The sequence below is a fragment of the Ruegeria sp. N4 genome, from assembly GCF_056531425.1.
On the sequence record NZ_JBQFLT010000001.1, the window covers coordinates 381,868 to 404,134 of the forward strand.

Consider the following 22,267-nt stretch of genomic DNA (forward strand, 5'->3'; position numbering starts at 1 on the left):
CCCGTTTTATCCCTTGGTTAACTGTACATATCTTCAATCAAATGTGCGTGTTTCTTTTCCACCAGCCCGCGTTTCAGTTTCATCGTGGCGGTCAGTTCGTCATCCTCGGCCGTCAGCAAAACGTCGATCAGGCGGAAATCCTTGATCTGCTCTACCCGCGCGAAATCGGAATTGACTGAGGCGACTTCGGCACCGATCAGATCCTTGATTTCGGTTGCAGCGCAAAGTGATGCAAAGTTCGAGAAGGGGATTTTGCGGTCTTGCGCGAATTTCTCGACGTTTTCCTGATCGATCATGATCAGCGCGGTCAGGTATTTGCGCTGATCACCCACGATCACCGCGTCCGAGATATAATGGCTGAACTTCAACCGGCTTTCGATTTCAGCCGGGGTGATATTCTTGCCGCCCGCCGTGATGATAATGTCCTTCATCCGACCGGTGATCGAAAGAAACCCGTCCTCGTCAATTTTCCCGACATCGCCGGTGCGCAGCCAACCGTCGGTGGTAAAGCTTTCAGCGGTTTTGGCGTTGTTGCGCCAGTAGCCCTGAAAGACATTCAGGCCCTTTACCTGAATTTCCCCGTCGTCCGAGATACGCATGGCACACCCCTCGACCGCGCGGCCAATGGTGCCGACGCGGTTGTCTTCGATCGTGTTCAGGGATGCCAGACCCGAGGTCTCGGTCATGCCAAACCCTTCGATCAAAGGAACACCGATGGCCCAATACCATTTCAGCAGATCAGGTGAGATCGGTGCCGCCCCGGACCCGCCGCGGCGCATTTTGTCCATGCCCAGCATCCGCCGCAGATTGCGCAACACCAGATGATCCCAGACCCAGAACCGCGCGGCAATGCTGGTCGGGACAGGCTGGCCCGTCGTCAGGTACTCGGCCCTTGCCAACCCGGCCTTTACCGCCAGACCAAAGGCCAACCGGCCCAGCGGCGTGGCATCCTGCGACATGATCTGGACCTGCGCATAGATCTTCTCCCACACACGGGGAACAGCGGTGAATGTGGTGGGCGAGACCTCTTGCAGGTTGGCGAACACCGTTTCCGGGCTTTCGGCGAAATTGACGGTGCAGCGGGCAGCCAAGGGGAAAAAGACGGAAACATCCCGTTCGAGAATATGGCACAGGGGCAGGAAGCAGAGTTGCTCGTCGCTGGCCAGGGTCGGCAGTGCCCGTGCACCGCATTCGATACCGGCCAGAATGTTCTCGTGACTCAGCATCGCGCCTTTGGGTTGGCCAGTGGTACCCGAGGTGTAGACCAGCAAGGCGGTGTCCTGCGGTTTAGCAAGGGAAATTTCGGCCTCGAACCGGCCCGGATCTTCGGCTTCGGCCTGTTTGCCAAGCGCATAGAGGTCTTCGATCATCATGCAGCGGGGATGATCCAGATCGTGCAGACCTTCGTCTTCCAGAATGATGACCTTCAGTAGCCCCGGAACCTCGTCTTCGACCTCAAGAAACTTGTCCAGTTGTTCTTCATTCTTGACAACCAGAAACCGGCTATCGCTGTCATTGATCAGGTATTGTACCTGTTTGGCTGCGTCAGTGGTGTAAATGCCGGAGGAAATCCCCCCAACGCCTTGGATGCCCATATCGAACCAGGCCCATTCCTTGCGGTCCTCGGACAGGATCGAGACCACTTCGCCACGCTTGAGCCCAAGTTTTCGCAGCGCCAGACCGATCCATTTGGCGTGTTGCCAATAGTCAGCCCAGGAATAGGACTTCCAGATGCCCAGATCCTTTTCCCGATGGGCCGTGCGATCACCCAGTTCCGCGCAACGGGTTTGGAAAAGGTCCGAGATCGTGATGCAGCCATCCACGCGCACGGGGCGCTGACCGGGCGTTGCGTTCAACTGCACGCCGTTGATCGTGATCTGAGGGGGCAGGGGGGTGCTGTCCATCCGTGTCACCTCCACGTCTTTTTCCGCTTCCAGCGGCGGTTTTCCCGCGCGCCTTCTTCCTGCACGCCCAGATAGAAATTCTGGATGTCCTCGGATTGCAGCAATGTGTCGGCAGCCCCGTCCATGACGATGCGCCCGACCTCCATCACATAACCATGATGGGCCAGTTCCAGCGCCGCATGGGCGTTTTGTTCGACCAGCATCATCGTCATGTTCTGTTCGTCGTTCAGCCGCTTGAGGATGCCAAAGATTTCCTGCACCAGCAGGGGTGATAGCCCCAGCGAAGGTTCGTCCAGCAGCATGATCTTTGGACTGGCCATCAGGCCCCGGCCAATCGCCAGCATTTGCTGCTGACCGCCTGACAGGGTTCCGGCCTCTTGCCCGCGACGTTCCTTCAAAACCGGAAAATAGCTGAACACCATCTCGCGATCCTGTTCGATCTGGGCTTTGTCCTTGGCCGTGTAGGCCCCGAGGCTGAGGTTTTCGTTCACTGTCAGCAAGGGAAATACCTCGCGGCCCTCGGGGACATGAACGATGCCTTGTTGCACAACCTTATGCGGCTCGGACCCCTGAATATCCCGCCCGTCGAAGGTGATCTTGCCTTTTTCGGGGTCCATGACGCCCGAAACGGTTTTCATCAGCGTGGTCTTGCCCGCGCCATTGGCCCCAAGGATCGAGACGATCTGACCCGGATGCACATCCAGCGAGACTCCGCGAATGGCCATGATCGGGCCATAGAAGCTTTCGATATTGCGTATTTTCAGGATCGGCTCGCTCATGAGGCTTTCCCCAGATAGGCCTCGACCACGGCGGGGTGGGATTGCACCTCGGCGGGTGTTCCAAGGGCCAGTTTGGCCCCGTCCGCCATGGCCAGAACGCGGTCAGACACGCCCGAGACCAGACCCATGTCATGTTCGACCATAAGCACGGTGATCCCCATCTGCCGCCGGATGTCATCGATCCACCAGCGCATATCCGTGGTTTCCTCGACCGACAGGCCTGAGGCTGGCTCGTCCAGCAGCAACAGCTTTGGATCGGTAGCCAGCGCGCGCGCCACCTCGACCACTTTGCGCACACCATAGGGCAGGCCCGAGATCATTTTGTCGCGATAGGCCTGCAGGTCGAGGAAGTCGATGATCTGTTCGACCTTCTCGCGGTTTTCCAGTTCCTGCCTGCGGGCCGAGGGCAGGAACAGAACCTCGGACAGCAGGTTGGTTTTGCGGTGCCGGTGCCGACCGACCAGCAGGTTTTGCAGCACGGTGGCATGTTCGAACAGCTCGATATTCTGAAAGGTCCGCGCCACGCCAAAGGCGGCCACGCCTGAAGGTTTCACCCGCAACAGATCATGCCCGTCAAAGCGGATCGAGCCCACGACCGGGTCATAAAAGCGTGAGATCAGATTGAACACGGTGGACTTGCCCGCGCCGTTGGGGCCGACGATGGCAAACACCTCGCCCTCCTCGACCTCAAACGACAGATTGTCGACCGCGGTGACGCCGCCGAATTTCAGGGTGACGTTCTCGAACTCCAGCAGACTCATCTCAGACGCTCCGTCTTGAGATAGGATTTCTGCCGTTTGAACATGTCCTTGCGGTAGAAGGGGAACAGCTCGAACCAGGTGCGGATTTTCAGCCAGCGGCCATACATGCCCAAGGGTTCGAACAGGATGAAGGCGATCAGGATCATGCCGAAGATGCCGAATTCCAGCCCCGGAATGGCGACTGTATTGCCGCCGAACAGGACACCCACATATTCCTTTGAGATCGACAGGAATTGCGGCAGGAATCCGATCACGATGGCCCCCAGAAACGCGCCGTGGATCGAGCCCAGCCCGCCGATCACAATCATCATCAGCAACTGGATCGAGATCAGAACCGAGAAGGTCTCGTTATTGAACGCTCCGGAAAACATCCCCATCAGCGCGCCCGCCCATCCGGTCACGGCGCAGGACAGGGCGAAGGAGATCATCTTGGTCCGCGCAATATCGACACCCATGGCTTGCGCAGAAACTTCTGAATCCCGCACTGCGATGAAGCTGCGCCCCAAAGGCGCGCGCAGCAGGTTGATATAGCCCAACGTGACCAGAACAGCGACGCTCAGCACCAGCCAGAAGAATGGGGCGGGGGTGCCCCAGCGATCCACACTCAGGCCAAAGATGTCGACGCCGCCGATGAACTTGCCCGCCACGCCGCCTGTCAGGGGCTCGGCCAGAACGATCACGTCATCCATCAGGATGGACAATGCCATGGTAAAGATCGCCAGATAGATCCCGTGCAGGCGCAGGGCAGGGATGGCGACGGTGACTCCGGCTATTCCGGTCAGGACGCCGGCCAGCGGGAAAGCGATCAGGAAGGGTACGCCAGCCTCGATCAGGATCACATTGGCATAACAGCCAAAGGCCAGAAATGCAGCGTGGCCGAGGCTGACCTGCCCGGTATGTCCGGTCAGGATCATCAGTCCCAGACCGGCGATGGCCCAGATCAGGACATTGGTCAACTCACCCAGATAAAAGTCATCCAGCCACCACGGGGCAACCGCGACGACGACTAGCAGGAGCAGATACAGAACCAGTTGGTAGCGGTCCTTCCAGGGCCGAATATCCTGCATGTAGTTGGTTTTGAAAACGATGCGCATCGATCAGACCTTCTTGACCCGAACCTGGCTGAACAGGCCGTTGGGCCGGAAGATCAGCACGGCCAGCAGCAGCGCATAAGGGGCGATCTGGCTGTAGCCTGCGGCGATATAACGGCTGGCAAACGGCTCGATCACGCCGACGATCAGACCACCCGCCAACGCGCCGGGCAGGCTGCCGAAGCCGCCAATCACGGCGGCAGCAAAAGCCTTGATCCCCAGCAAGCCCGTCGTTGGATCGACCGAGCCCTTCGCGGCGAAGAGAATACCGGCGATCCCGGCCACAACTCCGGCCAGCGCCCAGATGAACCCCTGCACGCGCTTGACCGGAATGCCCATGTAATAGGCCGCCAACTGGTTCTGTGACGCACCCTGCATCGCCAGCCCCAGCTTGGTTCTGCTGAAGAACACATAAAGACTCCAGGTCAGCAGGATGGTGACGACGATGACAGCAACGTCCTCCATCCCCAGAACAAGCCCGCCAAAGCGGACCTCTTTTCCGGCCAGTGGGTTTTGCAGTGTCTGCGGCTCGTGCCCCCAGATCAGCCCGGCGACAAAGCGGATCACAAAACCCAGAGCGATGGTCAGGATGACGACGGCGGTCTGGCTTTGACCAAACATGCGACGGATAATGAGGCGATCCAGCAGATACCCCAGCGCCCCCATGATCCCCAGAGAAATCGGCAATGCCATCCAGAAAGGCAGGCCCATATATTCGGTGTTTGTCAGGCCGATCGTGACAAAGGCCCCCAGCATCATGAAATCGCCCTGTGCGAAATTCACCGCTTCGGTCGCCTTGTAGATCAGAACAAAACCAAGCGCGATCAGGCCGTACACACACCCGTTCGCCAGCCCGCTGATCAGCAGCTGCGCGTTATCCAAGCTCACCCTCCCCATGCCGGTTATCCGGTTCATGTCCAACCCGCACAGCAACGGTGCGGCGTTCGTTCTACTATGGCGTGATAATCACCTTCCCGTCACTCATTTTTAGCGCATCGGCAAGATTTGGGATCAGATTCCTGAGTGTAAGCCGTTCTGACACATCGGTTTTCCATCGCCCATCGGCAAACCGGGCCTGAACTTCGATCACGACGCGCATCTGGTCTGCGGGCGGCGTGGACATCATCCATTGCGTCAGCCAGAAGCCTTCGATCCGCTTGCCCATAAAGATCAACTGACCGGTTTGCGTCAGCGTCGGGGCCTCGCTGCCCAGCTTGCCATAGCACACCCACTGCGCCTTGTTTGGCATCGCACAGAACACCTGTTCCGAGAGTTGATCCATCACCGCATCCAGAAACATGCGCGGCTTTAATGTGCGGCTCAGCTCGGCAAATTTCTGGCCCACATCAGGGTCGGAGGTGACCAGCACCTCGGACGCGCCAAGGTCTTTGAGCACATCGACAGTCTCGGCCCGCCGGACCAGAGCGATGGGTTTCAGACCCAGATCGCGCCCCAAGCTGCACATCAGCTTGCCCAGTTGGCTGGTCGCGGCCGAGATGACAAAGGCGTCGCCTGCCTCTTTCGCCATGTCGACCATTGCCATCGCGGTCAGCGGGTTGACGATCTGAGCCGCGCCGTCATCGTCTGAAATATCCGGGCGCAGCGGGATGCACATCTGCATCTGGGTCACCACATACTCGGCCCACGCGCCGGAACCTGCCGCCACAAAGGCCACGCGCTGATCCTGTAACGACTCGGCCCCTTTGCCGGTGGCCACCACATCGCCGCAGCCCTCAAACCCTGCCGCAGCCCCCTTGACCCGAGGTTGTCCGTACTCGCCCTTGATAAAATGCAGATCCGATGGATTGACCGAGGCCGTACGCAGCTTGATCAGAACCTGTCCGGGGCCGGGCTGGGGAACGGGCAGTTCCGCTTCGACCAGCCAGTCACCGGCATCCTCGATCACCGGGCCAGTCATGGTGCCGGAATACCCCTCATGCCTGAGGATGGTTGCGAACATGGAAGAGGGGATATCGGTCACGGTTACGTCCTCAAAATTGTCGCCGTTGTATCGCTTGAATCCGAAGGACCCTGCGAAATGGCGATGGTTTGGGTGTAACGTGAGCCAAGCAAATGGGGGCTGCTGCGTCAATCGCGCGGATAGCTGACCCAACGGAAGGGACGGTAACGTCCAAAAAGGGGTCAGCCCTAAAAGCTGACCCCCATTTTTTTTATTGCTGCGTCAACAGATTGCGCAGGTCCTGGATCTTTTGCAGAATCGTCTCGGGCGAGGCTTTGATCTCATCAAAGATCTGGATCGCCTGGGTTTTCAGCTCTTCCGACAGCGCGCTGTCCTGAACCGAGGCAACCATGGCGTCATAGTCGAACTGCTGCGCGGTCAGCATTCCGTCCTGAAGCCACGAGTTGAAGAGTTCCTGACCCTGACCTGCCAGCGCTGCGACCTGATCGCCAGCCTGCTCAGCCGCATCCGCGGCTTGATCCGCGACCGAAGACGCGGCCTCGGCTGCCTGATCCGCAGCATTGTCCAACGCTTCCGAGGCGGTATCCTGCGCGGACTCAACCGCGTCAGTCACAGCCTCTTGCGCATCGGCCACCGCGTCGCTTGCCGCGTCTTGTGCCTCTGTCGCCGCGTCGTTCACAGCTTCGGCTGCATCTTGTGCGGCGTCCTGCAATTGCTCGGCCGGGGTGGGCTCGGGTTGGTTCAGGTAGTAATAGCCGCCAGCGCCGATTGCAGCGATGACAATGGCCAGAATAAGAGTACGCGACATGTGAATCTCCTTTGGAATTTGTGTCGCCGGGATGCAGCAAAACTAACTGTTCTCAAAGGGGAATTCCGCGTGTTTTTCTGCAGCTGCGAGATATGCGCCATGCTACGCTGATCCAGCCGGTCCGGCACGGCAATAACACGCCAACCCGCACGATGATTTCGGATTTCTGGCCGCACACCACTTGAACGTTGCTTGCCCAATGACGTCGGAATTTCTGGCTACTCTGATTGAGTGGCGGAGAGACAGGGATTCGAACCCTGGGTGGGCTTGCACCCACAACGGTTTTCGAGACCGCCCCGTTCGACCACTCCGGCACCTCTCCGCGGGGGTCTGTGAGGGGGGGATTTAGTGAGGAACGGGCAGGGGTGCAAGCAGAAAATTCCTCAAATTCAGAAAGCCGTGATTTTCCATTGCCTGCCGGATCAAAACACCTAGGCTGATGGGTATGATACATCATGCCCAACGCCTTGCACTCTCGTTTTTGGCCCCGCTTATCGCACTGTTGCTTTTGCCTTCACTTGTGGCCGCAGCCAATCGAGACCGGATCGAGGCTTTTCTGACCACCACGGGGTTTGACGTTGCCCTGGAAAGCATCGCACTTGCGTCCGGGTCGGCACCGCAAATGCTGGGAATAGACCCGGACGGATTCGGCTCGGACTGGACGCGCCTGACGGAAGAGGTGTTTGACACCGAGGGCATGCATGAAACGGCTGTGTCGATCCTTGAGCAGACCCTGAATGACGAGGCTTTGAACCATGCGGTTGACTTTTATGCCTCGGATCTGGGCCAGCGCCTGGTTGTGGCCGAAAATGCCTCGCACCTGAAAGAAGATGAGGACGGTAAGCAACTGGAAGGACAACAGATCTTTGCCGCGCTGGTCGAGGCGGGGTCGCCACGGGTGGAAAGCTACAAGCGTATGAACGCGGCGATTGACTCGTCGGGGACTGCATTGCGGGCCTTGCAAGAGATTCAGGTGCGGTTTCTGCTGGCGGCAAGCGCCTCAGGCGTTATTGAATTGCAACTGAGCGCGGATGAGTTGCGGGAAATGCTCAAACGCAATGAGGCCGGGATGCGCCAATCGCTGCAATTGTCCGGGCTGGCGGGGGCTGCGTATACCTATCAGGGCTTCTCGGACGCCGAAGTGGATGACTATGTCGCGGCGCTGGAACACCCGCTGATGCAGGAAGTCTACGAATTGCTGAACGCGATCCAATACGAGATCATGGCCATGCGGTTCGAAGTTCTGGCAGCCCGAATGGCTGAATTGCACCCCGCGCAAGACATATGATGCGTCTGCTGACACTTATTCCCGCGCTGCTTTTCTGGGTTGCGCCCGGCTTTGCCAGTGAAAAGGTCGAACGGCTGGCCCTGGCCATGCATTTAATGCAGGCGATGGACATTATTGTCGACGAAGGCGACACCCAACGGCAGGAACTGGACAAGACCCTATTGGACAATTCCGGTGGCGAGTTCTTTGAGGCGCAGGTCGAGGACATCTTTGACCCTGTCTGGATGCGCAACCGGATGACCGACGCTTTCGAGGTCGGACTGACCGATGCTCAACTGGATCAGGCAATCGTGTTTTTCGAAAGTGACCTGGGACAGACCATTATCACGCTGGAAAACTCGGCCCGGCGGGCATTTCTGGATGAGACCATCGAGGATATGGCGCGGGAGGCTTATAAAAACGCCTCGAAGGACGACGTGCATTATGAACTTGTGGACGAGTTCATACAGGTAAACGATCTGATTGACCTGAATGTTCAGGGCGCGCTGAGTGCTGATTACAATTTCTTCAAGGGGTTGGAATACGGCCCCAGCTCTGACGATGCCGAGTTGCTGGCGCAGCTTTTGGCCGAACAGGATGCGGTTACCGCAGATACGACCTCATGGGTCTATTCCTTTCTGCTGATGGCCTATGCCCCGCTGGACGAGACGCAGATGCGCGAATACATTGCCTTTTCCCGAACCGAGACGGGCAAGGCCCTGAACGACGCCTTGTTTGACGGGTTCGACCGGATGTTCGATGGAATTTCCTTCCGCTTGGGCGAGGCCGTTGCACAGGTTTTGAACGCCCCGGATCTTTAGGCCCGGTTGGGTGTTGACTTTGCCCCGCAATCTATGGATAAGCGCGCATCCCGGCCGGTTTTCCGCGCCGGGTCTCGTTATTATTTGATCCATCGGGATTGTCCCGGGGTCGTCACACAGCCCGAAAAGGGCGCGCTGTTCGAGGTGGCGAAAGCCGGCAACACCCATACGGGGACCACAGAACGCGGGTATGAAAAGGAAAGACGCATGTTTGCGGTCCTCAAGACTGGCGGCAAGCAGTACAAGGTTCAGGCGGGTGATATCCTCCGCGTTGAAAAACTGGCTGCCGACGCAGGTGAAAAAGTTCAATTCAACGATGTTCTGATGCTGGGCGGTGACGCTCCGGTTGTTGGTGCACCTTTCGTTGAAGGCGCAGGCGTACAGGCCGAAGTGATCGAACAGATCAAAGGTGACAAGGTCATCAAATTCGTCAAGCGCCGTCGTAAGCACAGCTCGAAGCGTACCGTTGGCCACCGTCAGAAGCTGACTCTGGTCAAGATCACCGACATCCTGTCGTCGGGCGCTGACAAGTCGGGCATCAAAGCTGCAACCGGATCGGCCCCGGCTGGCGAAGCGGCACCTGCTGCAAAGCCTGCCAAGAAAGCCGAAGCCAAAGCAGAGGCACCTGCCGCTGCTGCTGCCGACGATCTGACCAAGCTGAACGGTGTCGGCCCTGCCGCTGCCAAAAAGCTGGTTGAAGCCGGTATCGAGAGCTTTGCCGCTCTGGCCGCCTTGTCGGACGAGCAGATTGCTGCTATCGACACCATCAAAGTGAAACCCGAATGGGTTGAGCAAGCCAAAGAGCTGGCTCAGGGCTAAGGAGAGAGAGAATGGCACATAAAAAAGCTGGCGGTTCCTCCCGTAACGGTCGCGACTCAGCGGGTCGCCGCCTTGGCGTGAAACTCTATGGTGGTCAGGCAGCCATCGCAGGCAACATCATCGTACGTCAGCGCGGCACCAAGTTCTGGCCGGGCGAAGGCGTAGGCATGGGCAAGGATCACACCATCTTTGCAACCACCGATGGCGCCGTGAAGTTCCACAAGGGACTGAAAAACCGCACCTTCATTTCGGTCCTGCCAGTGGCGGAGGCCGCAGAGTAAGCCGAAACCCATAAGGTTAATAAAAAATTCATGGGGGACCGGCAGAAAGTGCCGGTCCCTTTTTCGTTTTAACGCAGTCGTGATTGACCACCCTAATGACAGTCGCAACCACCAGTTTCCTGATTTTTGCCGCCAGCCAGGTCGGCACGCCGGGACCAGCCAATATGGTCCTGCTGGGGACAGGTGCGCGCTATGGATTTCGGGCGGCACTGCCTTTTGTGGGCGGCGTTATACTGGGCAAGCAGTTGATCATCTGGCCTGTTGGGTTCGGGCTGATGCAAATGGCCGATCAGGCGCCGTTGGTGTTTGAGGTGCTGAAATATGCCTCGGCCGCTTATATTATCTGGTTGGCGTGGAAGATTGCCAATCTGCGGCTGACCCGAGGGCAGTCGGACGAACAAGTGCCGGGTTTTCTGGCTGGATTAATCGTTCATCCGTTGAACCCCAAGGCCTGGGCGATGATCATCGCCGGGTTCACAGGTTTTGTGGCCGTGGGGACATCAAGTTTTGAAGCGACGTTAACAATCGCTCTTTGCTTGTTGTTTTGTCAGGTCTTATTGCACCCGGTCTGGACTTTTGCAGGCGATCGGATCGCCCAGACGGTTGAAGGTCGGCCTGCGGAAAAATATCTGATGTGGACGTTAGCCAGTTTGACCGTTGCGTCCGTACTTTTTGTGTTGTTCGGAGGAGGAACGCACTCATGAAACTTGAGACGATAATCAATCAGCCGGTCATCGAAACCGAGCGGTTCGACCTGCGGCCCCTGCGCCGGTCGGATATGGGTCTCATTGAACATTATGCAGGCGATGAGCGCGTGGCGCGGATGACGACGTCGATTCCGCACCCATTGCCGCCGGGCTCGATTGAGGCCTTTGTGACCCGTTCGATGGCCGAAGACCGGGACGAAGACGTCTGGGCGATGGATGCCACCAAGGATGGCGGGCCTGAACTGATCGGCCTGATCTCGCTGCAGCGGCTGGATCGCAACCAGTCCGAGGTCGGCTATTGGGTCGCTCCGGTTTATTGGAACACGGGCATCGCGTCTTTGGCGGTCGAGGCTCTGGTTCTGGCGAATCCGCTGGAAAACTCGACCATGTTCGCCAGCGTATTTCAGGACAACCCGGCCTCGGCCCGGGTGCTGACCCATTGCGGGTTTGAATATCTGGGGGACGCCGAAAGCTATTCGGTGGCGCGCGACGCAAATGTGCCCACCTGGACCTATAGTAAAAAACTCTGACTTGTGGCCGATGGGGCCTTTGCAGTAGGGGACTGACATGAAATTTCTCGATCTTGCAAAGGTCTACATCCGGTCCGGGGCCGGCGGTAGCGGCTGCGTCAGCTTCCGACGCGAAAAATACATCGAATACGGCGGACCCGATGGCGGGGACGGCGGTAAGGGCGGGTCTGTCTGGGCCGAGGTTGTGGATGGGCTGAACACCCTGATCGACTTCCGCTATCAACAGCATTTCTTCGCCAAGAACGGCCAGCCCGGGCGCGGCCAGCAGCGCACCGGCAAGGATGGCGACGACATCATCCTGCGCGTTCCTGTCGGAACTGAAATTCTGGACGAGGACGAAGAGACCGTCATTTGCGACCTGACAGAGGTCGGACAGCGGTTCCTGCTGGCCAAGGGCGGCAATGGTGGGTTCGGCAACCTGCATTTCAAATCGGCCACCAACCAGGCCCCGCGCCGCGCAAATCCGGGGCAGGCGGGGATCGACCGCACCATCTGGCTGCGGCTGAAGCTGATCGCGGATGTGGGTCTGCTTGGCATGCCCAACGCGGGCAAATCGACCTTTCTGGCCGCCACGTCGAATGCCCGGCCCAAGATCGCCGACTATCCGTTTACCACGCTGCATCCCAATCTGGGTGTTGTCGGCGTCGATAACGTCGAATTCGTCGTGGCCGATATCCCCGGCCTGATCGAGGGCGCGCATGAGGGGCGGGGGATCGGCGACCGGTTCCTCGGCCACGTAGAACGCTGCGCGGTTCTGCTGCATCTGGTCGATGGCACCTCGGAAACCGTGGTCGAAGATTACCGCACCATCATCACCGAGCTTGAAGCCTATGGCGGAGAGCTGGCGGACAAGCCGCGCATCACCGTGCTGAACAAGATCGACGCCTTGGACGAGGAAGAACGCGACCTGATCAAGGCCGAGCTTGAAGAGGCCGTTGGTGGCCCCGTCATGACCATGTCCGGTGTTGCTCATGTCGGCGTGACCGAGGTGTTGCGCGCCTTGCGCGCGCAGATCGACGAAAACCGTCTGCGCCAAAAGCCCGCTGAGGAGGCTCAGTCTTGGCAACCCTGACCGCAGCACGCCGCTTGGTGGTCAAGATCGGGTCTGCCTTGCTGGTGGACCGACACACCGGTTTGCTGCGCTCGGACTGGCTGAAATCACTGGCGCAGGACGTGGCGTGGCTCAAGGGGCAGGGCGCGGATGTCATTCTGGTGTCCTCGGGCTCTATTGCATTGGGTCGCGGCGTCCTGGGATTACCGATGGCAGACTTGCCGTTGGAGAAATCGCAAGCGGCAGCGGCGGTGGGTCAAATCAGGCTGGCGCGCGCCTATGAAGAGGCGCTGGCCCCTCATGACATCACCACGGCTCAGGTGCTGGTCACGCTGGAAGACAGCGAGGATCGGCGACGCTATCTGAATTCGCGCGCAACGCTTGAAACCCTGCTGGGTCTGGGTGTTGTGCCCATCGTAAACGAAAACGACACCGTCGCCACGGACGAAATCCGCTATGGCGACAATGACCGTCTGGCCGCGCAAATCGCGGTGACGGTCGGGGCCGATCAGTTGATCCTTCTGTCCGACGTCGATGGGTTCTATTCTGGCAATCCGAACGAAGACCCTTCGGCCACGCGCTATGACACCATCGACACCATCACGCCCGAGATTGAGGCGATGGCAGGCGATGCCGGGTCCGGCCTGTCCAAAGGCGGGATGAAGACCAAGTTGCTGGCCGCCAAAATGGCGACTGCGGCAGGCTGTGACATGGCGATAACCGAAGGATCGCCCCTCAACCCATTGCAATCGCTTGAAAATGGCGCGAACAGCACGTGGTTCACGGCGACGTTGGACCCGCATGCAGCCCGCAAGCGCTGGATTTCGGCCATGAAACCGCGCGGTGAAATCAAGGTGGACGCGGGTGCCGCAAAGGCGCTGGCCAATGGCAACAGCCTGCTGCCCGCCGGTATCGTCGAAGTCACCGGCGATTTCGGGCGCGGCGACCCCGTTGCAATCCTCGACCCGCAGGCGCGGCGTCTGGCGCAAGGGATCAGCCGCTATACCGCGCAGGAAGCGGACGCGATCAAGGGGCGCAAATCCTCGGAGATTGAGGCGACGCTGGGCTATCCCGGTCGCGCGGCGCTGATCCACAGGGACGATTTGGCGCTGTAACGGCGCAGAAAGGCTTATGATATGAAGGACCTCGACAATATCCCCGCCCTGATGGCCGACCTTGGCAAACGCGCCAAAGAGGCTGCGCGCGAATTGGCCTTTGCCAGCGCCGAGCGCAAGCATGCGGCCCTGATCGCGGCTGCTGAGGCCGTTTGGGCCAACCGTGCGGAAATCATCGAGGCCAACAAGAAAGATCTGGAGTTCGGTCGTGACAAGGGCCTGAGCCCCGCAATGATGGATCGCCTGATGCTGGACGAATCCCGCATTCAGGGCATGGTTGACGGGCTGCGCACTGTCGCGGACCAGACCGACCCTGTGGGTGAGGTGATCACCGAATGGGACATGCCCTCGGGCCTGAATATCCAGCGGGTGCGCACGCCGTTGGGCGTGATCGGCGTGATTTACGAAAGCCGCCCTAATGTGACGGCAGATGCCGGGGCCTTGTGCCTGAAATCCGGGAACGCGGTGATTCTGCGCGGTGGGTCCGAAAGCTTCCACTCCTCAACCGCCATCCACGCGTGTCTGGTCGAAGGGTTGAAGGCCGCGAACCTGCCCGCAGATGCGATTCAATTGGTGCCGACTCGGGATCGCGCCGCGGTTCAGGAATTGCTGACCATGACCGATTACGTCGATGTCATCGTGCCCCGCGGTGGCAAGGGGCTTGTTGGGCTGGTTCAACGCGAGGCGCGCGTTCCGGTCTTCGCGCATCTGGAAGGCATAGTACATATCTACATCGACAAATCCGCCGACCCGCAAAAGACGCTGGATGTGGTGCTGAACGCAAAAACCCGCCGGACCGGAATTTGCGGCGCGGCTGAGTGTCTTCTGGTCCATCAGGACGTCGTAGACACGTTGGGGCGTGACGTGATCGCGGCGCTGATTGCAGCGGGTGTCGAGGTCCATGCCGAGGGCGCTCTGGCCACCGAAGGGTCCGTCGCAGCCACCGCCGATGATTGGGGCAAAGAGTTTCTGGACAGCATCATCGCTGCCAAACCCGTTGCCGATATCGACGCGGCGATTGCGCATATCCAACAGTTCGGCTCGAACCACACCGACTGCATCATAACTGAGGACACTGCGGCCGCAGGGCGCTTTTTCGAACGGCTCGACAGCGCGATTTTGATGCACAACGCCTCAACCCAGTTTGCCGATGGTGGTGAGTTCGGGATGGGCGCTGAGATTGGGATTGCTACCGGCAAGATGCATGCGCGCGGACCAGTGGGCGCGGCGCAACTGACCAGTTTTCAGTATCTGGTGCGCGGCAACGGCACCACCCGCGCCTAAAACCGAAGGGCGACGCGGGTTGAGTTGGTTTCAACGCCAACCCGCCGCCCCATCGCGGTCGCCGTCTCGGGCAGAAGGGCAAACTGTACCTGCGCGGGCGTGACCTTTTTGGGAAACCGCCCCGTTGTGACGTTCTTCCAAAGATCAGGGTCGACATTCAGTTTGTCCGCCGTCCCCGTCACCTGCCAGCCGGTACCGTTGACTGAAATCTCGACCTCGCCACCCAAGGGCATCGCGCTTTCGCAACACATCAGGGCGAGAAAGGCCAGCTTGACCTGATTGCGCGGCACCGGCTCGGTCAGGTTCCAGTTCACCCGCACGCGACCGGCGCGTTCGATATCCTTCAGCAATTCGGCGACTTCGGTCTTCCCCAGCGGCTGATCGCTGGCCGACCCGAACGCCACCCGAAAGAACCGGATACGCGCGCCCGCGCTGCCAACACTGCCCGAGATCAACTCCATCTCGGGGCCTTGTACTGCGCCAACCAAGTCCAACAACTCTAACCCGTTGGTAATCGCCCCGATCGGGCTGATCAGATCGTGACAGATGCGCGAGCCGATCAGCTCGGCCAGGTTGACGTCCGTAGCGCCCATGCGTACCTCCTGCTGTATCTGCCACCGGACCGGAGCCCAAATGTCAGACCTCAATGCCATTCTTGCACCGGGCATGTATGTCCGCCACCCGGATTTCCCCGATTGGGGTATCGGACAGGTGCAGTCCAACATCGCAGGCAAGATCACCGTTAACTTTCGCGAGCAGGGGAAAGTGGTAATCGACGGGACACGCATTGCCCTGGTGCCGGTCTTTGATCCGTGAAACTGGTTTAGGAAAGGTTAACGCTGAACACCAGATGTGGCCGTGTTGCCTTTACGTGAAAACCTGCGGTATCAGCCGGGGGCAATTCAAAGGATAGACATGCCGGATTCAGGCCCCTCATTTACCATCAAACTCGCCGAGACCGAGGATGACCTGCGCGCCGCGCAGCGGCTGCGCTATGATGTCTTCGTGCGCGAACTGGGCGGCGGCGGCGAGATGGTCGATCACGACGCGGGTCTGGAACAGGACAGGTTCGATCCATATTTCGATCATATGCTGGCCATCGACGACCTGAGCGGCGAAGTTGTGGGCGTTTACAGGCTGTTACCGGGCGAACGTGCTGCGGAAATCGGGCAGTTTTATTCCGAAGACGAGTATGATCTGACCGTTCTTAAGCAAAGCGGGCGCAAGCTGTTGGAATTGGGCCGGTCCTGCCTGCATGCAGATTATCGGGGTGGCACTGCGATGTATCACCTGTGGAATGGCTTGGCCGCCTATGTGAACGAACGCGGGATCGAAGTTCTGTTCGGCGTCGCCAGCTTCCACGGCACCGATGTTCAACCCCTCGCGCAATCCCTGTCCATGCTGCACCACAACCATCTGGCCCCCGAGGATCTGCGGGTGCGGGCACAGCCGGACGTGTTTCAATCGATGGATCTGGTCGCGCCCGAAGACCTCGACCGCCGCGCCGCGATGGTGCAGGTGCCCGCGCTGATCAAAGCCTATCTGCGTTTGGGTGGATTTGTGGGCGAGGGGGCCTTTATCGATCATGCGTTCAACACCACGGATGTCTGCCTGATCCTGGATACCGCCCGCATGAACGAGCGGCAAAAACGCATCTATGGTGGGGCGTAACGGGCGTGAACGATCCATTGTGGAATAGTGACGAGGCACCTGACCCGATCAATCTGGGTCCGCTGGGCTGGGTTCTTGTCATCTTGCGCGGGGTGCCTCTGGCGCTTTTGGTGTTTGGGGGCCTGATCGTCCTTCTGACCATTCGCCTGTTCGAACTCCCTCTCTTCGGGGTTCGTCGTCCGATTACTCCGTTCATCGCGCAATTTGTGTGCCGCAATGCACTCCGGTTTCTGGGTATCGGTTTTCGAACGTCGGGCGAGTTGATGCAGCAGCGCGGAGCTGTGGTGGCGAACCACACGTCCTGGCTGGACATCTTCGCCCTGAACGCGCGCAAGCGGATTTACTTTGTGTCCAAGGCCGAGGTCGCGAAATGGCCCGGAATCGGCTGGCTGGCCCGTTCGACCGGAACCGTATTTATCGAGCGGAACCCAAAAAAGGCGCGCGAGCAGACCAAAGTGTTCGAGTCTCGCCTGAAGGCCGGACACAAACTGTTGTTCTTCCCCGAAGGGACTTCGACCGATGGATTGCGGGTTTTGCCATTTAAAACAACGCTCTTCGCGGCATTCTTCGCAGATGAACTGCGTGATTTTATGTATGTGCAGCCTGTTTCCGTCGTGTTTCACGCGCCAAAGGAGCAACCGGATCGGTTCTATGGCTGGTGGGGTGATATGGAGTTCGGTCCGCACCTTCTCAAGACACTCGGCGCACTGCGTCAGGGTTCGGTCGAACTGATTTACCACGCGCCCGCCAAGGTCAGCGACTTTGAAAACCGCAAGGCGCTGGCAGCCCATTGCGAAGAGGCCGTGCGGCATGCGCACAGCCTGGCGCGGCTTGAAAAATAAGGGCAAAAGGCCCTTGCACTGCATCAAAACCTGCCGTATACGCGCGCCATTCAAACCCGCAGGCGGGGTTTGGGCTTTTTGAGGGAGACATCCTCATCAAGACCGCCGGTTGGAGCATCCGCTTCTTTCACCCCCGCCCAGGCGTAAACCGGAAAAGGAAAATAGCATGGCTCTTCCCGAGTTCTCCATGCGTCAGCTGCTGGAAGCTGGCGTTCACTTTGGTCACCAGACACAGCGTTGGAACCCCCGCATGGGCCCGTTCATCTATGGTTCGCGCAATGGCATCCACATCATGGACCTGACCCAGACTGTTCCGATGCTGGACCAGGCGCTGCAGGCCGTTCGTGACACCGTTGCAAAAGGTGGCCGCGTTCTGTTCGTTGGTACCAAGCGTCAGGCCGCCGGCCCGATCGCCGAAGCCGCTGAAAAGTCGGCTCAGTACTACATGAACCACCGCTGGCTGGGCGGCACGCTGACCAACTGGAAAACCGTTTCCCAGTCGATCAACCGTCTGAACCAGATCGACGAAGCGATGGAATCAGGCGCCGAAGGCCTGACCAAGAAAGAGCGTCTGGGCATGGAACGTGACCAGGCCAAGCTGCAGGCGTCGCTGGGCGGTATCCGCGAGATGGGCGGCGTTCCTGACCTGCTGTTCGTCATCGACGTCAAAAAAGAAGCACTGGCCATCGCCGAAGCCAACAAGCTGGGTATCCCGGTTGTGGCCGTTGTCGATACCAACTGCTCGCCCGACGGCGTTGACTATATCATCCCCGGCAACGACGACGCAGCGCGCGCCATCGCTCTGTACTGCGATCTGGCAGCCCGTGCCGCGTTGGACGGCATGACCGCTCAGCTGGGTGCCGCAGGCGTTGACCTGGGCGAGTTCGAAGAAGCCCCGGTTGAAGAAGCCGTTGCAGAAGAAGCTGAAGCACCTGCCGAAGCGTAAGCTGCCCGTCACGTAAATGACATATGGGGCAGGGTATGACCTGCCCCAATTCCGTTTGAATTGAGGAGAGCCAAGAGATGGCAATCACAGCAGCAATGGTTAAAGAACTGCGCGACGCAACCGGCGCAGGCATGATGGACGCAAAAAAAGCGCTGACCGAAACCGGCGGCAACATGGACGAAGCCGTTGACTGGCTGCGCACCAAAGGTCTGGCCAAAGCGGCCAAGAAATCGGGCCGTACCGCAGCAGAAGGTCTGGTTGCTGTTCACGTCAACGGTGGCAACGGTGTTGCTGTCGAAGTGAACTCGGAAACCGACTTCGTTGCGAAAAACGCCGAGTTCCAGGAAATGGTTGGCAAGATCGCTTACGCAGCCGAAGGCGTTGCAGATGTTGACGCGCTGCTGGCCGCTGATCTGGGTGGCAAATCCGTTGCCGACACCCTGACCGACAAGATCGCCACCATCGGCGAAAACATGTCGGTACGCCGTATGGCCAAGCTGTCGGGCGACACTGTTGTGTCCTACGTCCACAACGCAGCCACCAACGGCATGGGCAAAATCGGCGTTCTGGTCGCGCTGACCGGTGGCGACGAAGCAATCGGCAAGCAGGTTGCGATGCACATCGCGGCTGTGAACCCGGCGGCCCTGTCCGAAGCGGACATGGATCCGGCTGTTGTCGAAAAGGAAAAGCAGGTTCAGATGGACATCGCCCGCGAATCCGGCAAGCCGGAGCAGGTGATCGAGAAGATGATCGAAGGCCGCATGAAGAAATTCGTCGCGGAATCGACTCTGCTGAACCAGTCGTTCGTTGTGAACCCTGACCTGACCGTTGAAGCAGCGGCCAAAGAAGCGGGCGCAACCATCAGCGGCTTCATCCGTCTGGAAGTTGGCGAAGGCATCGTGGTCGAAAAAGAAGACTTCGCAGCCGAAGTCGCCAAAGCAGCGCAAGGCTAAGCGACCATTCAGGGCCTCGTCAGAGGCCCGACACAACAAAAAAACCGGTTACGCCTAGCGTAACCGGTTTTCTTTTTGGCCAACGTCAGGCCGACGCAAACCAAGAGGAAGAAGGATGGAGGGCCCCGCATGATGGGGATGGTCGAGGCCCCCCAAATTTCCGACCTCGTGACGCGGACAAATAGGCGCCTCAGTGTCAGAGTGACCAGAGAGCTCTGAAATTGCAAAGATCTGATCGATGTGTTCCCTGGCTAAAGCCACCACTCACGGAACAATATCAATCTGCAACTTTATCGCGTGAACCGGAAGTCATGATTTCCTTACCTAAGGTAAATTGACGCAGTTTAGCGTCAGAAATCAACGACATCAGGCCTCCATGATGAACATTTGGTTGTGTAGCGAGGCCTTGAGGACCGCTTGCGCCGTGGTTTCAACCGAAAGCGACTCGCGCGCGAGCCTCAGGTGCTTTTCCACGGTGGCCGAGGTCAGCCCCATCAACAGCGCAATGTCCTGAGTCGTCTTGCCATCCCCGACCCATTGCAACGCCTCGCGCTGTCGTTTGGTCAGCGCCCGGTTCGGGGGATTATACGGCAGGGTCAGGATCTTGAGATGCGCCATGTTGTTCATCAACAGGATGTCTTCGCCATGCTCTGCCCAGATCTCGTCAACTTCATTCTGACTTGGCCCACCTTTTGCGGACAGTGAAATCGCACCCTTCGACCGCATTGAGACGGAATTGAAGCTAACCGTGTAGCCCGTCACAACGCCCATCGACTTGTTGAACTCAAAGACCTTGCGTTCCTGCGCCGTCATACGACCGCTGGACATCATGTCCTGGATCATCCGCCAACTGGCAGCGCCTTCGTTGTCCAGCGCCCATTTGAGCATCGGGGCATGGAAGTACAGTCCGCCCTTCAGAAAACCATCCACGTAGTTGTGGCAGTGATTGGTCAGGATCACGAAATCCTCGGGGTCGCCCAGCGAGGTTTCTGTGCGGAACTGCGTATAGCCATAAATCAGCCGGTCAAAGCCATATTCAGCCATCTGCCGGCAATGCGCGTCCCACAACTCTTCCAGGGTTTTGGCGTAGCTTACGAAATGCAGGTATTCTTTCAGAGTCATCCGGCACCTCTTGACCCCAAATGGGCGGCCAGCGCGTCAAGCGCCAGAACATAGCTCTGCGCCCCGAACCCGCAAATCTGCCCCAGCGCTACCTTTGCGATATAAGACGTATGGCGAAAGGTTTCGCGGGCGTGGATGTTGGACAGATGAACTTCGACCATCGGAAGTTCGACAGAGGCGATCGCATCCATCAGCGCGATAGAAGTATGTGTATACGCACCCGCGTTAAGAACCAGACCGTCCTGCGCGCCCCGCGCCGCATGAATCGCGTCGATCAACACGCCTTCGTGGTTGGATTGGAAATGCGTGACGTTCAGGCCGATGGACGCACCATGTTCGACACACAAATCCTCGACCATCTGCAAGGTGGTGCTGCCGTAAACCTCGGGCTGGCGCGTGCCCAGCAAATTAAGGTTCGGACCATTCAAAACCAGAACGTTATTCATGTCTTTACTATCCCCATTACAGGTTCATAGACATGAATAGGCCAGATTGTCTACCGCGCTGTGTCGCATTGCAGCATAAGCGCCCCGTGCTGTGATCTTGTGCCGCTTGTTCAGCGCGAATTTCAGTCTGAACCGGGTGTTACGACCAGCTTTCCCAGAACCGAACGCCCGGCCAGCAGATCGAGCGCCTGTCCGGCTTTGGCCAACGGGAATCGGGCGCTGATGCGCGGTTTGATGTGTCCCGCAGCATAAAGGCCAAACAGCTCGGCAACGTTTTCCGCGTGCCCCTTTGGGTCACGGAATACGGACGCGCCCCAGAATACGCCAACGACCTGACACCCTTTGAGCAAGGGCAGGTTCAGCGGGATGTTCGGTATCCCAGCCGGGAAGCCGACAACCAGAAAGCGTCCGTTCCACGCCATACTGCGCAGGGCGGGCTCGGCAAAGGGTCCTCCGACCGCGTCATAGACGACATCCACACCATTTGGCCCGGCCAATGCTTTGATCTGGCCGGAGAAGTCCTTTTGCGCCTGTTTGTCCATGTCTTTGGGGTACACGATGGTTTCATCCGCGCCGACCTGACGACAGAACTCGGCCTTGTCCTGCGACGACACCGCCGCAATCACCCGCGCGCCCATGGCTTTACCCAACTCAATCGCAGCCGAACCGACGCCTCCGGCCGCGCCCAGAACCAAGAGTGTCTCGCCGGATTGCAGATGCGCGCGGTCTTTCAGGGCGTGGTACGAGGTGCCGTAGGTGAAAATGAAACAGGCGGCGTCCTCATACGGCATCTCGTCCGGGATCTTGATCGCCGTCGCAGCTTTGAGTGTCAGGTGCGTCGCAAATCCGCCGTGACCAGTCAGCGCCAGCACCCGATCACCCGGTTCAAATCCGGTGACGCCTTCACCGATGGCCAGAACCTCTCCGGCAATTTCTCCGCCGGGGGCGAAGGGGCGCGGGGGTTTCATCTGATACAGATCGCGGATGATCAGCGTGTCGGGAAAGTTCACGCCAGCCGCTTTCACTTCGATCAACAACTCGCCTTTGCCGGGGGTTGGATCGGGCAGGGTGGTCAGTTCCAAAGTCTCGGGCCCGCCGGGCGCGACGCTGAGTAATGCTTGCATGTTGACCCTGATGTCTCTGTTATT

The 22,267-nt window shown here is 58.8% G+C and carries 25 protein-coding genes and 1 tRNA gene; 14 read left to right on the forward strand and 12 right to left on the reverse strand.

Annotation, left to right across the window (positions count from 1 at the left end; genetic code table 11):
• Nucleotides 1-17: 17 nt before the first annotated feature.
• The 8 genes from ACR0LW_RS01870 to ACR0LW_RS01905 form a co-directional block, all read right to left on the reverse strand.
• Nucleotides 18-1,904 carry an AMP-dependent synthetase/ligase gene (locus ACR0LW_RS01870; RefSeq protein ID WP_480881433.1) on the reverse strand — a complete coding sequence of 629 codons (1,887 nt, stop codon included), beginning with the start codon at nucleotides 1,902-1,904 and terminating at the stop codon, nucleotides 18-20.
• Between the two features lie 5 nt (nucleotides 1,905-1,909).
• Nucleotides 1,910-2,683 (reverse strand): ABC transporter ATP-binding protein, encoded by a 774-nt coding sequence (locus tag ACR0LW_RS01875; RefSeq protein WP_170518554.1) that lies wholly within the window; start codon nucleotides 2,681-2,683, stop codon nucleotides 1,910-1,912.
• Nucleotides 2,680-3,444: an ABC transporter ATP-binding protein gene (locus ACR0LW_RS01880; protein ID WP_480881434.1), complete on the reverse strand. Its 765-nt coding sequence runs from the start codon at nucleotides 3,442-3,444 to the stop codon at nucleotides 2,680-2,682. Before ACR0LW_RS01880 ends, ACR0LW_RS01875 begins: the two co-directional genes overlap by 4 nt.
• Nucleotides 3,441-4,538 carry a branched-chain amino acid ABC transporter permease gene (locus ACR0LW_RS01885; protein WP_480881435.1) on the reverse strand — a complete coding sequence of 366 codons (1,098 nt, stop codon included), beginning with the start codon at nucleotides 4,536-4,538 and terminating at the stop codon, nucleotides 3,441-3,443. The genes ACR0LW_RS01880 and ACR0LW_RS01885 overlap by 4 nt, the downstream gene beginning before the upstream one ends.
• Before the next feature lie 3 nt (nucleotides 4,539-4,541).
• A complete protein-coding gene (locus ACR0LW_RS01890; protein WP_170450732.1) occupies nucleotides 4,542-5,417 on the reverse strand; it encodes a branched-chain amino acid ABC transporter permease in 876 nt (291 codons plus the stop codon).
• Nucleotides 5,418-5,487: 70 nt separating this feature from the next.
• Nucleotides 5,488-6,495 carry an alcohol dehydrogenase catalytic domain-containing protein gene (locus ACR0LW_RS01895; protein WP_480881436.1) on the reverse strand — a complete coding sequence of 336 codons (1,008 nt, stop codon included), beginning with the start codon at nucleotides 6,493-6,495 and terminating at the stop codon, nucleotides 5,488-5,490.
• Nucleotides 6,496-6,706: 211 nt separating this feature from the next.
• Nucleotides 6,707-7,264, reverse strand: a complete 558-nt coding sequence (locus ACR0LW_RS01900) for a hypothetical protein (RefSeq protein ID WP_170630053.1) — start codon at nucleotides 7,262-7,264, stop codon at nucleotides 6,707-6,709.
• A gap of 232 nt (nucleotides 7,265-7,496) precedes the next feature.
• A tRNA-Ser gene (locus ACR0LW_RS01905) sits at nucleotides 7,497-7,586 on the reverse strand.
• A gap of 117 nt (nucleotides 7,587-7,703) precedes the next feature.
• On the opposite strand from ACR0LW_RS01905, the gene ACR0LW_RS01910 reads away from it, so the two are divergent.
• The 9 genes from ACR0LW_RS01910 to ACR0LW_RS01950 all read left to right on the forward strand — a co-directional run bounded on the left by ACR0LW_RS01910 (nucleotide 7,704) and on the right by ACR0LW_RS01950 (nucleotide 15,139).
• Nucleotides 7,704-8,552 (forward strand): DUF2059 domain-containing protein, encoded by an 849-nt coding sequence (locus ACR0LW_RS01910; protein WP_480881437.1) that lies wholly within the window; start codon nucleotides 7,704-7,706, stop codon nucleotides 8,550-8,552.
• Nucleotides 8,552-9,352, forward strand: coding sequence for a DUF2059 domain-containing protein (locus tag ACR0LW_RS01915; protein WP_480881438.1), 801 nt, complete (start codon nucleotides 8,552-8,554; stop codon nucleotides 9,350-9,352). Before ACR0LW_RS01910 ends, ACR0LW_RS01915 begins: the two co-directional genes overlap by 1 nt.
• 207 nt (nucleotides 9,353-9,559) lie before the next feature.
• Entirely contained in the window at nucleotides 9,560-10,171 is a 612-nt protein-coding gene (locus ACR0LW_RS01920) for a 50S ribosomal protein L21 (RefSeq protein WP_170539672.1), read from the forward strand.
• An 11-nt stretch (nucleotides 10,172-10,182) separates the two neighbouring features.
• Complete coding sequence (rpmA, locus tag ACR0LW_RS01925) at nucleotides 10,183-10,452, forward strand: 50S ribosomal protein L27 (protein ID WP_039535512.1); 270 nt, start codon at nucleotides 10,183-10,185, stop codon at nucleotides 10,450-10,452.
• 95 nt (nucleotides 10,453-10,547) lie between these two features.
• Nucleotides 10,548-11,156: a LysE family translocator gene (locus ACR0LW_RS01930; protein WP_480881439.1), complete on the forward strand. Its 609-nt coding sequence runs from the start codon at nucleotides 10,548-10,550 to the stop codon at nucleotides 11,154-11,156.
• Nucleotides 11,153-11,689 (forward strand): GNAT family N-acetyltransferase, encoded by a 537-nt coding sequence (locus tag ACR0LW_RS01935; protein WP_170450716.1) that lies wholly within the window; start codon nucleotides 11,153-11,155, stop codon nucleotides 11,687-11,689. The genes ACR0LW_RS01930 and ACR0LW_RS01935 overlap by 4 nt, the downstream gene beginning before the upstream one ends.
• A gap of 37 nt (nucleotides 11,690-11,726) precedes the next feature.
• The gene (obgE, locus tag ACR0LW_RS01940; RefSeq protein ID WP_480881440.1) at nucleotides 11,727-12,761 is read left to right on the forward strand and encodes a GTPase ObgE; all 1,035 of its coding nucleotides are present in this window, start codon (nucleotides 11,727-11,729) and stop codon (nucleotides 12,759-12,761) included.
• Nucleotides 12,749-13,855, forward strand: a complete 1,107-nt coding sequence (gene proB / locus ACR0LW_RS01945; protein WP_480881441.1) for a glutamate 5-kinase — start codon at nucleotides 12,749-12,751, stop codon at nucleotides 13,853-13,855. Before obgE ends, proB begins: the two co-directional genes overlap by 13 nt.
• A 21-nt stretch (nucleotides 13,856-13,876) precedes the next feature.
• Nucleotides 13,877-15,139 (forward strand): glutamate-5-semialdehyde dehydrogenase, encoded by a 1,263-nt coding sequence (locus ACR0LW_RS01950; protein WP_480881442.1) that lies wholly within the window; start codon nucleotides 13,877-13,879, stop codon nucleotides 15,137-15,139.
• On the opposite strand, the gene ACR0LW_RS01955 is transcribed toward ACR0LW_RS01950, so the two are convergent.
• Nucleotides 15,136-15,732, reverse strand: a complete 597-nt coding sequence (locus tag ACR0LW_RS01955) for a histidine phosphotransferase family protein (protein ID WP_170518587.1) — start codon at nucleotides 15,730-15,732, stop codon at nucleotides 15,136-15,138. The two genes, ACR0LW_RS01950 and ACR0LW_RS01955, sit on opposite strands and share 4 nt — an antisense overlap.
• Nucleotides 15,733-15,772: 40 nt before the next feature.
• Here ACR0LW_RS01955 and ACR0LW_RS01960 point away from each other — a divergent pair, with 40 nt between their 5' ends.
• The 5 genes from ACR0LW_RS01960 to tsf all read left to right on the forward strand — a co-directional run bounded on the left by ACR0LW_RS01960 (nucleotide 15,773) and on the right by tsf (nucleotide 19,551).
• A complete protein-coding gene (locus ACR0LW_RS01960; protein ID WP_170450705.1) occupies nucleotides 15,773-15,955 on the forward strand; it encodes a DUF3553 domain-containing protein in 183 nt (60 codons plus the stop codon).
• A gap of 99 nt (nucleotides 15,956-16,054) precedes the next feature.
• Nucleotides 16,055-16,810 carry an L-ornithine N(alpha)-acyltransferase gene (olsB, locus tag ACR0LW_RS01965; protein ID WP_170518591.1) on the forward strand — a complete coding sequence of 252 codons (756 nt, stop codon included), beginning with the start codon at nucleotides 16,055-16,057 and terminating at the stop codon, nucleotides 16,808-16,810.
• A 5-nt stretch (nucleotides 16,811-16,815) separates the two neighbouring features.
• Complete coding sequence (gene olsA / locus ACR0LW_RS01970; RefSeq protein WP_170450701.1) at nucleotides 16,816-17,652, forward strand: lyso-ornithine lipid O-acyltransferase; 837 nt, start codon at nucleotides 16,816-16,818, stop codon at nucleotides 17,650-17,652.
• A gap of 166 nt (nucleotides 17,653-17,818) precedes the next feature.
• The gene (gene rpsB, locus ACR0LW_RS01975; RefSeq protein ID WP_170450699.1) at nucleotides 17,819-18,598 is read left to right on the forward strand and encodes a 30S ribosomal protein S2; all 780 of its coding nucleotides are present in this window, start codon (nucleotides 17,819-17,821) and stop codon (nucleotides 18,596-18,598) included.
• Between the two features lie 77 nt (nucleotides 18,599-18,675).
• Nucleotides 18,676-19,551: a translation elongation factor Ts gene (gene tsf / locus ACR0LW_RS01980; RefSeq protein ID WP_480881443.1), complete on the forward strand. Its 876-nt coding sequence runs from the start codon at nucleotides 18,676-18,678 to the stop codon at nucleotides 19,549-19,551.
• A 366-nt stretch (nucleotides 19,552-19,917) separates the two neighbouring features.
• On the opposite strand, the gene ACR0LW_RS01985 is transcribed toward tsf, so the two are convergent.
• The 3 genes from ACR0LW_RS01985 to ACR0LW_RS01995 all read right to left on the reverse strand — a co-directional run bounded on the left by ACR0LW_RS01985 (nucleotide 19,918) and on the right by ACR0LW_RS01995 (nucleotide 22,243).
• Nucleotides 19,918-20,673 (reverse strand): autoinducer binding domain-containing protein, encoded by a 756-nt coding sequence (locus tag ACR0LW_RS01985; RefSeq protein WP_480581175.1) that lies wholly within the window; start codon nucleotides 20,671-20,673, stop codon nucleotides 19,918-19,920.
• The gene (gene aroQ / locus ACR0LW_RS01990) at nucleotides 20,670-21,119 is read right to left on the reverse strand and encodes a type II 3-dehydroquinate dehydratase (RefSeq protein ID WP_480881444.1); all 450 of its coding nucleotides are present in this window, start codon (nucleotides 21,117-21,119) and stop codon (nucleotides 20,670-20,672) included. The genes ACR0LW_RS01985 and aroQ overlap by 4 nt, the downstream gene beginning before the upstream one ends.
• A gap of 122 nt (nucleotides 21,120-21,241) precedes the next feature.
• The gene (locus ACR0LW_RS01995) at nucleotides 21,242-22,243 is read right to left on the reverse strand and encodes an NADPH:quinone oxidoreductase family protein (RefSeq protein WP_480881445.1); all 1,002 of its coding nucleotides are present in this window, start codon (nucleotides 22,241-22,243) and stop codon (nucleotides 21,242-21,244) included.
• Between the last annotated feature and the right edge of the window lie 24 nt (nucleotides 22,244-22,267).

Coding starts and splice junctions, on each gene's coding strand:
- ACR0LW_RS01870 (WP_480881433.1), bottom strand. CDS start 1,904: ATGGACAGCACCCCCCTGCCCCCTCAGATCACGATCAACGGCGTGCAG.
- ACR0LW_RS01875 (WP_170518554.1), bottom strand. CDS start 2,683: ATGAGCGAGCCGATCCTGAAAATACGCAATATCGAAAGCTTCTATGGC.
- ACR0LW_RS01880 (WP_480881434.1), bottom strand. CDS start 3,444: ATGAGTCTGCTGGAGTTCGAGAACGTCACCCTGAAATTCGGCGGCGTC.
- ACR0LW_RS01885 (WP_480881435.1), bottom strand. CDS start 4,538: ATGCGCATCGTTTTCAAAACCAACTACATGCAGGATATTCGGCCCTGG.
- ACR0LW_RS01895 (WP_480881436.1), bottom strand. CDS start 6,495: ATGTTCGCAACCATCCTCAGGCATGAGGGGTATTCCGGCACCATGACT.
- ACR0LW_RS01900 (WP_170630053.1), bottom strand. CDS start 7,264: ATGTCGCGTACTCTTATTCTGGCCATTGTCATCGCTGCAATCGGCGCT.
- ACR0LW_RS01910 (WP_480881437.1), top strand. CDS start 7,704: ATGGGTATGATACATCATGCCCAACGCCTTGCACTCTCGTTTTTGGCC.
- ACR0LW_RS01915 (WP_480881438.1), top strand. CDS start 8,552: ATGCGTCTGCTGACACTTATTCCCGCGCTGCTTTTCTGGGTTGCGCCC.
- ACR0LW_RS01920 (WP_170539672.1), top strand. CDS start 9,560: ATGTTTGCGGTCCTCAAGACTGGCGGCAAGCAGTACAAGGTTCAGGCG.
- rpmA (WP_039535512.1), top strand. CDS start 10,183: ATGGCACATAAAAAAGCTGGCGGTTCCTCCCGTAACGGTCGCGACTCA.
- ACR0LW_RS01930 (WP_480881439.1), top strand. CDS start 10,548: ATGACAGTCGCAACCACCAGTTTCCTGATTTTTGCCGCCAGCCAGGTC.
- ACR0LW_RS01935 (WP_170450716.1), top strand. CDS start 11,153: ATGAAACTTGAGACGATAATCAATCAGCCGGTCATCGAAACCGAGCGG.
- obgE (WP_480881440.1), top strand. CDS start 11,727: ATGAAATTTCTCGATCTTGCAAAGGTCTACATCCGGTCCGGGGCCGGC.
- ACR0LW_RS01950 (WP_480881442.1), top strand. CDS start 13,877: ATGAAGGACCTCGACAATATCCCCGCCCTGATGGCCGACCTTGGCAAA.
- ACR0LW_RS01955 (WP_170518587.1), bottom strand. CDS start 15,732: ATGGGCGCTACGGACGTCAACCTGGCCGAGCTGATCGGCTCGCGCATC.
- ACR0LW_RS01960 (WP_170450705.1), top strand. CDS start 15,773: ATGTCAGACCTCAATGCCATTCTTGCACCGGGCATGTATGTCCGCCAC.
- olsB (WP_170518591.1), top strand. CDS start 16,055: ATGCCGGATTCAGGCCCCTCATTTACCATCAAACTCGCCGAGACCGAG.
- rpsB (WP_170450699.1), top strand. CDS start 17,819: ATGGCTCTTCCCGAGTTCTCCATGCGTCAGCTGCTGGAAGCTGGCGTT.
- tsf (WP_480881443.1), top strand. CDS start 18,676: ATGGCAATCACAGCAGCAATGGTTAAAGAACTGCGCGACGCAACCGGC.
- ACR0LW_RS01985 (WP_480581175.1), bottom strand. CDS start 20,673: ATGACTCTGAAAGAATACCTGCATTTCGTAAGCTACGCCAAAACCCTG.
- aroQ (WP_480881444.1), bottom strand. CDS start 21,119: ATGAATAACGTTCTGGTTTTGAATGGTCCGAACCTTAATTTGCTGGGC.
- ACR0LW_RS01995 (WP_480881445.1), bottom strand. CDS start 22,243: ATGCAAGCATTACTCAGCGTCGCGCCCGGCGGGCCCGAGACTTTGGAA.